The sequence below is a fragment of the Paenibacillus woosongensis genome (assembly GCF_009725165.1).
Lineage (GTDB): Bacteria > Bacillota > Bacilli > Paenibacillales > Paenibacillaceae > Fontibacillus > Fontibacillus woosongensis.
On record NZ_WNZW01000010.1, the window covers coordinates 58,364 to 69,725 of the forward strand.

The window sequence follows — 11,362 nt, forward strand, 5'->3', positions numbered from 1 at the left end:
AGTGAATGAAAAAGTTATTACCCAAGATTCTGTACATTTGGTTGGCAGCTATGATTATTATGGTGCAAATACCATTTGGACAGGTATCAGCGGCAACATCGGAAGCTGTACAAGTAATTAAAACGGTTAACCCATCTGAAATCATTGAGGGTGGGGAGGTAGAAGTCAAGCTAGACGTCATAGGGTCAGGAGATGTGAATTTTGTTAAACCCAATGATATTATATTAATCATTGACCGTTCTGGTAGCATGGCATCAAGCTATGGACCCAATAATGGCGAAGATAAGATGAAGAATGCTAAAGATGCTGCTAAGGGATTTATAGATTTAGTCGATTTTAGCAAGCATAGAGTCGGAGTTGTTGACTTTGCAAGTAATATTAGTTTCAAGGACTTTTCAACAAATCCTGCAGAATTAAAACAGTATATTAACGGTATTCAGGCAAACGGAGGAACAGGTACAAGGGACGCCATTAGAAAGGCACAGCAAATGCTAGCAAATCATCGTGAGGATGCTCAGCCTGTAATCATTCTCATGACAGATGGAGAAGCTACTGAGCCTTCACCTAATGATTATGCGCGTCAAGTTGCGTTGGAACAGGCTAACCTGGCTAAATTAGAAGGTGTAGTATTTTATACGATTGCACTTTTGCTGCCTAGCGAGGATCCAACTGTAAGCGGACCAAACTTACTAATGAAAGAAATGGCCACGACTGCACACCACCATCACTTCGTTCTTGGCTCTGTTGGATTGGCTGAGATCTATGCAGCGATTGTTAATGAAATCGGGATTGCAAGTGCTTATGATGTTATAGTCAAGGATACTGTGGCTTCAGAGTTTGAGATTGTGCCTGATTCCTATTTAGATAACATACCACAACCGGTAGTAAATGGGAATACGCTTACTTTTAGTTTTAATGAACTGAAGGAGCAAACCCTTACATTAACTTACAAAATCCGTCATAAGGCTGGAAGTAAAGTTGGTAACGTTTCCGTCGGCGGTCCGAATATTGATGTAACTTATAAGGATTTTAGTGGCGCACCTCATCAATTTAATGTGCCCCATCCAACGGTTAAGGTTTCTTATCTTGCACCTGAAATCACATCGGTTGTAGAAGATAAGGGGCTTATTGGTGGTGGAGAAGTTGTAGAAATTAATGGGAAGAACTTTCTTCCAAACCCGAAGGTTTACTTTGGAAATACCTTAGCTAATACTGTTCAATTCGTTGATTCTACTAAGTTGATCGTTACGACTCCGAAAGCCACTCAAGGAAAAGTAGTTGTTAAGGTAACAAATACTGATGGGCAATCAGCGACATCGCAATATCAGTACATTGCTAACCCTGCAGTCACATCAATCCAACCAACAATCGGACCTTTGGAAGGACAAACCAAAGTTACTATTAACGGCAGCTATTTTCTGCCTGGAGCTACTGTGAAATTCGGTGAAGCTCAAGGGACTGTAGTGTCTGTAACACAGAATCAAATTGTTGTTAATACGCCTTCATCCAGCATTCCTCAATCTGTAGACGTTATAATCACAAATCCAGATGAGACATCAGTTACCGTTTCTGATGGTTTTACGTACGTGTTAGGTCCTGAGATTACGAGCGTCGCTCCTAATAAAGGGTTAACACTGGGTGGAGAAAATGTCACTTTAAATGGTAATCATTTCATTGACGGCGCGAAGGTTTATTTTAATAATACACTAGTTCCGTCAACACTGGTTTCGAACTCCGAAATTTCACTGACTACACCAAGTTGGCCAATAGCTGAGACAGTTAATGTTAAAGTAGTCAATCCAGATGGACAGGAAGTAACTTTAAACTCGGGTTATGAGTATGTATATCCAAAGCCTGTAATATTGAGCATTACTCCATCTGAAGGAGATGTTAGTGGGAATCTTCTGATTGATATTAAAGGGGAACACTTTTTAAATAATGCTAAAGTTTATTTTAATAATGTGCAACTCAGCAATGTTATCTTCTATAGTTCAAATCAACTAAAAGTAAGAACTCCTCAGTGGGATGACGCTGGATTAGTTGATGTTAAGGTTGTGAACCCAGATGGACAAGAAGATATAAAGACAGATGGCTTCACATATAATTTGCCGGCAGAACCTCAGATTCAAAGCATAAGTCCTATTGAAGGTCCTTTAAGTGGCGGTACGCAGGTTAAGGTTCTTGGTACAAATTTAAAATCCGACATTAATCTGTATTTGGGTGCTACTAAGGTTGCTATTCAATCTAATAACGGCACGGAATTAATATTTACTACACCTAAAGCTTCTACAGCAGGTAAGGTAGATGTTAAAATTGTAGATAAATATAATAGGGAATCTACTCTGCCAGAAGCATTCGAGTATTTAAGTCCACCTCCTGAGCCGGAACCTACCATTTTAAGTATTACACCTAATGAAGGAGAAATGGCAGGGGGGTACAATGCAGTAATTAAAGGTACAAATTTTGAGGGTAATTCGGTTGTATTTGTTAATAATATTGCTGCAACAACTACTTTCTACGGCAGTACAGAGTTGCGGATAAGAGTGCCCGCATCTACAACGAGCGGTGAGGTCGATGTGAAGGTGGTAAATGCCAGTGGCAAAGAAGCAGTTGCAACTCAAGCCTTTACATATTTGGCGCCTCCACCAAAGGCAGCTCCAGAAATTTCTTCAGTCACACCAAATGAGGGTGCGATGCAAGGCGGATATATCATTAAAGTACATGGAAGCAACCTTGATTCGACCGCAAAATTATATTTTGATAGTGTGCTGTTGAAATCGACATTTTATTCAAGCAGCGAGATCAGGGTAACGGTGCCAGTAACGCAAACGCCGGGAGCAGTAGATGTTAAAGTGGTCAATGCAGATGGACAAGAATTTATTTTGCCAGATGCATTTACCTACTTGGCACCTCCTCCACCTCCAGCACCAACTATTACTTCAGTAACACCAAATGAAGGGAATTTGGATGGCGGATATTATATTGTTGTAAAAGGAACTAATTATACAAATTCTTCAGTTGTGCAAATTGACGATGTACCTGTACAGACGATATTTTATTCCGCAAGCGAGCTTAGAGGCAGGGTTCCGGCATCTACGGTAGAGAAAACTGTTGATGTTAAAGTTGTTGATTCCGAAGGTCAATCAGCAACTGCCAATGCAGCATTCACTTATGTTGCGCCGCCGCCGCCGCCAGGTCCGACAATTGAATCGTTAAGTCCTAGCAGCGGAGTGATGACGGGAGGCTATTATAGCTTCGTAAATGGATCGAATTTTAATTCCAGCAGTAAAGTTTATATTAACGGTAAAGCTGCTAATACGGTTTATTACTCTCCACAACAACTTCGGGCTCTCGTTCCAGTTTCTGATATAGTCGGAGCTGTTGCAGTTAGAGTAGTTAATGGTGACGGCCAAGAGTTCTCTTTAGCAGATGGTTTCACTTATTTAGCTCCTCCGCCTCCATCTATAACGGAAATTAACCCAAATCATGGGGAGATGTCTGGAGGAAGTACTATTATAATTAAAGGTAATAACTTTAATGCTGGGTCTGTCGTGTATATTAATAATATTCCTGTTCAAACTACGTTCTATTCCGCAACAGAACTCAGAGCAAGAACACCAAAAGTGAATCAGCCTGGGCCTGTAGATGTGCAAGTCGTTAATGGCGATGGTCAAGAGACAACGGTTACGGGCGGATTTACGTATAATTCTCCACCACCAGCACCAGCACCTGTCATTACGACCATTACACCTAATACGGGTCAAATGGCTGGTGGATACTTCATAGTTATTAAGGGCGCGAACTTTGATGCTAACACTAAGGTGTCCATTAATAATGTAGAAGTACAGACGGTATTCTATAGCGTAAGTGAAGTGCGAGGAAGGGTACCAGCAGCTAGCGTTAGTGGTCCGGTTGATGTCAGAGTCGTCAACAAAGATGATCAATATGCTGAAGTGATAGGCGGCTTTACTTATGAAGCCCCACCAATGAAGCCGGCTCCAACAATTACGAGCGTTACTCCAAACACGGGCCCTGCTACTGGCGGTTCCTTTATATCAATTAAAGGTGCCAATTACGAGGCTGCTACCAAAGTATATATAAATAATATTAATGTTCAAACTATATTCTATTCCACTGGAGAGGTTAGAGCGAGAGTGCCTGCCGGTACGGCAGGATCGGTGGACATTAAGGTGGAAAATAGTGATGGTCAGTCTGTATTGTTAGTTAATGGATACACGTATCAATGATAGTATTAATAGAGTAGGCGTTATTCGCCTACTCTTTCTTTCTGGAGGATCAAATGGACAAGGTAGGGCTATCACTATGTATGATAGTGAAAAATGAATCTGAAAATATAGTTAAAGCTATCAAAACAGCACAGACTTTTGTTCAAGAAATCATTATTGTAGATACAGGATCAACTGATCAAACACCAGAATTAGCTCAAAGCTTGGGGGCAAAAGTCTTTAAGATAGAATGGAATGACCATTTCGGAGATATGAGAAACTATTCTATCCAAAAAGCGACACAACCATTTATTTTAGTTATGGATGCTGATGAATTAATAATTGATGGAGATATGTCATATCTCCAGGAATGCTGTCGCTTAATCTCGCAACAGCCTGGTGCGGCCGGAACGGTTATAATGACTAACGAAACAGTTCAGGGGGACGTATCAATAACATCGATTACCCGAATTTTTCCAAATGATCGTCGATATAAGTATGCTGGAAGAATTCACGAACAATTGATGTTTGTAGGAAGTCCAATTAAATCCACAATTAATACACAAATAGTAATTAGTCATACTGGATATAGTGATGCTTTAATTCAGGGGAAGAATAAGCTTGAGCGAAACATACAGCTCTTAAAGAAGGAGCTTCAGGTAAGCCCCGACCAAAGTTATATTTTGTTTCAAATTGGTAGAACATACTATGTAATGAAGGATTATGTACAGGCTGAGTATTTTTTAAGTAAATGTGTTGAAATCGAATTAAGCTCCTCACATAGGAGTTTCTTGGCTATTGCATTGTTAACATTAGGATATTGTTTCATTCATTTAAAGAAATTTAACGATTTTGTGCGTTGTTATAGAAAAGGTATTGAATATTACCCTGATTATACCGATTTATATTTTATGTACGGTGTAGGATTGATTGAATCAAGAAATATTAGTGCCTTCAAGGAAATCCCTGAAGCATTTAAAAAATGTATAGAGTTGGGTGATGCTTCCGACCTTAAATATGAGACAGTCAGAGGTGTAGGTTCATTTAAAGCTCACTTCAATTTAGGTCTTTACTATGAAATTATCGGAGATTCAACTAAGGCTGTTTATCACTATCAACAAAGTAGCGATTTTGGAAATGAGGAGGCTAAAAAACGGATAAGCCAGATATTAAAATAAGAAAGGAAGAACATCATGATAAGCAATCATACAATCTCATTATGCATGATCGTGAAAAATGAAGAAAGAAGTTTGGAAAGATGTCTCCAAAGTGTTCAAGGAAAAGTTGGAGAGATTATTATTGTCGATACGGGATCAACAGATCAAACCAAGGAAATTGCTAGAAGATATACGGATCGTATATATGACTTCGAGTGGATTGGCGATTTTTCAGCGGCGAGGAATTACGCATTGGAGTTTGCTTCCTCTGATTATATTCTTCATTTGGATGCGGATGAAACATTAGAAGATCCTAATAATGAACTGATGGGGAACTTAGATAAAGATTTTTATTACATTCGTATTAAAAATGATTTAGGAACAGGGTTGGTACTAACACACCAATTTGTAAGACTATTTAGGAATTCACCAGAAATCAGATATAAGGGAGCATTGCATGAGCAGGTTCAACTTGACCATAATATACACCAATATGGTTATTTGTCTACTCTAATACTCCATGACGGGTATAAGGACGATATAATTAAAAGTAAACAAAAGGCCCAAAGAAATGAGCATATTCTACTTGAAGAGATAAAAAATAACCCTACGGCATTTAACTACTATAATTTGGGGATGCAATACATTGTAGCAGGGCAATATAATGATGCACTAAATGCCTTAAAGAAATCATATACACTTGCCAATAATTATACTTTTTCGCAAAAAGTTGTTTTAGAGATCATGAAGTGTTTGCATGAATTAGGACGGTACCAAGAAGCTGTCAAAGTAAGTATGGATGCTGTTGAGCTTTATGAAAATATACCTGATTTTTGGTATCAATTAGGGCTTTCATATCTTGAGTGGGGAATGCTGAAGGATGCAGAGGATTCTTTCAATAAATGTCTTGAAATTGGAGAAGAAAAGAGCCAGGAGCTGCTCAATCATTATGATGGAACAGGTTCTTATTTAGCTCAAGGACAGCTGGCAAAAGTGAATTTAATGTTAGGAAATAACGAACAAGCCCTTGAGTATATTTTAAGCGCTGCAAAAGCGGCTCCGAATGTTACAGGTTTTTTTAATATATTCCTATCAATTCTACCAAACGCTAGCCCTAAAGAATTGCTTCAACATGTAATTCATATATGGCCATATCAAACAGAGAGGCATGCAAATTTAATTGCTACCCTCTATCAACAAAGGCATCCGTTATTAAATGAATTCATTACTTACCATAATCTTGATGTTGAGTATCCAATTTCGACATTACATTATATTTTTGAAAATAACTATGAGCGTGCACTTGCAGAACTAAATCAACAAAGTCAAAAGGGTACAGATCATTTTATTACTAACAATGTAATATTACTATCTTTCCTTCTAAATAATCCTAATTTAATATCAGAATTTAAGAACGATATTTCATTATCGGAGAAGGAAGCAAAGTGGTTCAAAAATATTATTTTAAAGAAGGTACCAACGCAAAGTATACATGTTAATAAAGCTTTGTTGATGATTTGGAAACAGCTCATATTGGATTTGATTCAACTACAAAAATATGAATTTATTGATCTATTAATTAGTGCGACTAAACAAGCAGAATTTAGGCTTATTATTTCTGAGTGTCTACAGCAATATGGATTTGATGAGCTGGCTCTTGAAGTACTCATAGAGTGTGATAATAGTCATGTTAATCGTCAGGTTTATATGACAGCTGCAAAGTCTTTAATTAAATTAGGTGCTGCTGAGGATGCATTGTTTTATTTGAGCAAGGCAGAAGGAGTTCACTTAGATTTTAATGTCTTATTTGAAAAATGGAGAATAGCATCAACTATTGACAAATTTGAAGAAATCAAAATTTTACAAAAAATGATTCAGAGCTACCCTGAATCTAGGTGGGCAAAGCGAACCTCAGGAGCAATTCTTGGCTAATAATTAATGGATGCCTCATAAGGCATGTGAGGGGTTAATATGATTCAAACACTTCGACAGAACGAGCTATTAGCTCGAAATAACCGATTGTCCTTAGCAAGACCTCAACATGTTTGCTTAGAAGATTCTGCGAAACGCTTATTAAAAGTTACTTACGTAATGACTCATGTGAGTATATGCGGCGGAGTTAAAGTTATTTTTGAACATGCAAACCGTTTAAAAGAACGGGGGTGGGATGTTGTTATAGTATCCCACTTTCCTAAGCCCGATTGGTATCCTATTCAAGTAGAATACAGACAAATTCCTTTTGGAATAGAATTAGCCCAAGGTGTTCCTATATGTGATGTCATTGTGGCAACCTACTGGGATCACATACAAGCATGTATCGAAACAGGAATTGCACCCGTTGTTTACTTTGAACAAGGTGATGAACATTTATTTCATATAGAGCGTTTGTCAGCAGAGATGCAGCTTTTTGTAAAAAAACAGATGCAGCTTCCGGCGTTCATCATGACTGTTTCACACCAGGCATCTTCTGCGTTGGAGGAGAATTTTGGTAGAAATTCTGTAGTCATCCCCAATGCAATCGATCATGGAACTTTTAAACAGAAGGATAATACTAGGGACAAAACTGAAGATCCGTATATATTAATGATGGGAAATGAAAATATTACCTTTAAGGGAATACCTAGAATCATTAGTGCTTTTAAAAGAGTAAAGAGTGCATATCCTAATTTGCGGCTTTATTGGATTAATCCTAAGCAACCAGATAATACGTGGCTAAATGCTGTTGATCAGGTATATGTTAATCCTCCTCAGACTCAGATTGCAGAGCTTTTTCAAAATGCGTTTATGTTTGTTTCAGCCTCCGAATTCGAATCCTTCTCGTTACCTGTGCTTGAAGCGATGGCCACGGGCTGCCCTGTTGTGTCAACGAAAAATGACGGTGTAATGGAATATGGAATAGATAGAGAAAATATAGTTTTTGCGGAAATAGGCAGTGAGGAAGACCTTGTAAAGAAGATTTTTTTACTGTTGGAGAATCCAGAACTTCGACAAATTATTACAAAAAATGGATTATCGGTATCGCAAAGGTATAATTGGGATGCCAGCATAACAAACTTAATGGATTATTTAACCCATGTCTCCGAGCATAAGTTAGTTCCGATCCAAGAAGCCGAAGATTGGATCATAAATATGGATGAACGTAACTTTATTCATTCAAATGATCTAATTAAATTCAAAAATGCATTGCTGTATGCTCCAGATGACTATATATATATTCCTGTTATTTATGATTGGGTAGAGCAGCATCCAATCGCCCGTTGGGAGCTTGCAGCTTCTCGAAAAACCCCAACAAACATGAGGTCATTACGAATTTACACACCATCTATTGGTTCTAATAAAACAGAATCTATGATACTAGGTGAGGGAATTCAGCATGTTATAGAGAAAAAATATGAAGAAGCCTTAAATTGCTTTATCCAAGAGTATGCGACTTTGCCAGAAGAATGGAAATCTGCATGCAGTAAGTGGATAATTCTTTGTTTAATTGAATTAGGCCGAGATAATGATGCGATTAAAGTTATTAAGGATGCATTAAATGCGTATGAGGGATTTACTGACGCTTATTACTTATACTTCCTACTATTAAACCTTCATAACATGGAGAATGAAGCTAGTAATATCCATGACGTTATTAATATGTTAGGAGATAGTATGGGGGAAAACGAATGGTTTTATGATCTTGAGACTAAATTAAGAAAATATACTTGCTGAGGGGTTGGCCTAAATGTTCGGAACATACATTGGTAATGATAAAATGCTTGTTAAACTTGCTTATAATGGATTTCTTACAATCTCATCGAAAGACTTAAGTCTTATGCCAACGTTGGTACTGACAGGAATGTTTGAAGTTCCACTAACCAAATACTTTTTAACTAATATAAAACCAGGCCAGACAGTAGTCGATGTAGGAACAAATGTTGGTTATTTCACTGTTTTGGCTTCGAAATTAGTAGGAAATCAGGGTAGTGTAATTGGTTTTGAGGCGAATCCTGAATTAGTTTTAAATGTAAAAGATAATCTTGCAATGAACTGGCTTACTGAAAACGTAAAAATTATTAATAAGGCGGTATATTCAAAGAATACAAAAATAAAATTTCATATTTCGGAGAAGTTTCATGGATATTCTTCAATACATGAAAAGCCTGAAGACGAAAATCTAATAGATTCCTATACAGCGAATGAGGTAACTGCGGTTTCATTAGATTCAGAGTTATACGATATCGAGCAAATCGACCTTCTTAAAATAGATATTGAAGGAGGCGAATACCAGGCATTTCAAGGAATGATGGGATTAATTGAGAAGAAAAAAATCAAAAAAATTACTTTTGAGTGGAATAAACCAATGCTTGGTGATGAGACTGAGTCGTTCTTAATGTTAATTAGCGATTTGCAGAACCGTCTGGGGGGGAGACTTTACTTGATAGACCAAGAAGGGAATCCAGTACCTACAACATTAAAGGAAATCTCAAGTGTTGATTTCTATCCATTTGCATTAATAGAGTTTTAACCCTGTTTCACCCCTCCCCTTCCAGGGTAATAAAAACTAAGCGCATTTCTGCCTCTGCTGGCTAAATGGGTCATTCCGCTTTTTGCGACAAGATTTTACAATAAATTAACAGTAAAACCTTTTCTTTTCCAATTGACACGATTTAAGCTGGAGTGGTATAGTCAGAAATGTGAGCTTGGTTCACACTCTTATTTGATAATGAAGGGAATGTTAGTGGATGCAAGGTAAAGTGAAATGGTTTAACGCAGAGAAGGGTTATGGCTTTATTGAGACTGAAGAAGGCGCGGACGTGTTCGTACACTTCTCGGCTATTCAATCCGAAGGCTTCAAAACGCTGGAAGAAGGACAATCTGTAGAGTTCGAGATCGTTGAAGGCGCTCGCGGACCGCAAGCGGCTAACGTAATCAAATTATAATCATCCGGCAGAGCCGACCTACATATAACGGTACGATGGTTAACAATTGAAGATTCGCTAGCATAGACCCGGGGCAACCCGGGTCTTTCACTTTTCCCGGCAAGCGTTTACATATAGCAGCATACTGATCAGCAGATTCAAGAAAAACGGCCAGGCATACTCAGCGGGCGCTGCACCAAATTGTCACAGAACTGCAAGACTAGCACTGGCGGCCTGCGCCATGGGCTTGGTCTTTTTTTAGGCTTTAATCCTGCGTTTACACTTTTTACATTGCCTTAACACCATGGTATAATAAAGGTGCAAAGCAAAGGAGGAGTGCCCTATGAATTTTAGTATTCGTGGACAGCAAATTGAAGTGACTGACGCACTGCGAGATTACGTAGACAAGAAGCTCAGTCGACTTGACAAGTACTTTGAAGCACCCCCTACCTCAGAAGGCTACGTCACGTTAAGTGTCGTACGCGGTTTGCATACGGTGGAGGTTACGATTCCTCTAACCGGCGTCGTGCTTCGCGCTGAGGATCGCAGTGATGACATGTATGCATCGATTGATGCAGTCGTGGACAAGCTCGAGCGCCAAATACGCAAGCATAAGACGAAGATCAATCGCAAGTTCCGTCAGGAAGGCAGTCTGAAGAGCCTGTTCGTTGAGAATGGCGGTTCTGTCGCCGTGGATGAAGCGGACAGCGATGATCTGGAAGTCGTCCGCACGAAGCGGTTTACAATGAAACCAATGGACGTAGAAGAAGCCATACTGCAGATGAATATGGTCGGCCATAATTTCTTTGTATTTTCCAACATCGATACGAAAGAACTAAACGTCGTCTATAAACGGAATGACGGGAAATATGGTTTGATCGAGCAGGATTAGTATAACGTATCCAATCACGACGATTGTATGAATGGCATGGTAATTCTTGCAATTGAACTTAGGGAAACGAGCCTTGTCCGCCCGCGGATGGGGCTCTTTTTAGATATTGGAATGCCGCAGGAAACGTGACGGCGCGTGTTGCGGCATGCCTTACAAACTGTTACAATTTAGGTAAATCATTTGTTT

The 11,362-nt window shown here is 38.8% G+C and carries 7 protein-coding genes; all 7 read left to right on the forward strand.

What is annotated here, in order from left to right; translation table 11 throughout:
* Positions 1–5 precede the first annotated feature (5 nt).
* The 7 genes from GNP95_RS19560 (at position 6) to hpf (ending at position 11,176) form a co-directional block, all read left to right on the forward strand.
* Positions 6–4,247, forward strand: a complete 4,242-nt coding sequence (locus GNP95_RS19560) for an IPT/TIG domain-containing protein (RefSeq protein WP_155612530.1) — start codon at positions 6–8, stop codon at positions 4,245–4,247.
* 53 nt (positions 4,248–4,300) lie between these two features.
* Entirely contained in the window at positions 4,301–5,404 is a 1,104-nt protein-coding gene (locus tag GNP95_RS19565) for a glycosyltransferase (protein ID WP_155612531.1), read from the forward strand.
* A gap of 45 nt (positions 5,405–5,449) precedes the next feature.
* On the forward strand, positions 5,450–7,315 hold the full coding sequence (locus tag GNP95_RS19570; RefSeq protein WP_196427253.1) for a glycosyltransferase: 1,866 nt from the start codon (positions 5,450–5,452) through the stop codon (positions 7,313–7,315).
* A 39-nt stretch (positions 7,316–7,354) separates the two neighbouring features.
* Positions 7,355–9,094, forward strand: a complete 1,740-nt coding sequence (locus GNP95_RS19575) for a glycosyltransferase family 4 protein (protein ID WP_155612533.1) — start codon at positions 7,355–7,357, stop codon at positions 9,092–9,094.
* A gap of 13 nt (positions 9,095–9,107) precedes the next feature.
* Positions 9,108–9,890: an FkbM family methyltransferase gene (locus tag GNP95_RS19580; protein WP_155612534.1), complete on the forward strand. Its 783-nt coding sequence runs from the start codon at positions 9,108–9,110 to the stop codon at positions 9,888–9,890.
* Positions 9,891–10,107: 217 nt separating this feature from the next.
* Positions 10,108–10,305, forward strand: a complete 198-nt coding sequence (locus tag GNP95_RS19585; RefSeq protein ID WP_155612535.1) for a cold shock domain-containing protein — start codon at positions 10,108–10,110, stop codon at positions 10,303–10,305.
* A 322-nt stretch (positions 10,306–10,627) separates the two neighbouring features.
* Positions 10,628–11,176, forward strand: a complete 549-nt coding sequence (gene hpf, locus GNP95_RS19590; RefSeq protein WP_155612536.1) for a ribosome hibernation-promoting factor, HPF/YfiA family — start codon at positions 10,628–10,630, stop codon at positions 11,174–11,176.
* Positions 11,177–11,362: the final 186 nt, after the last annotated feature.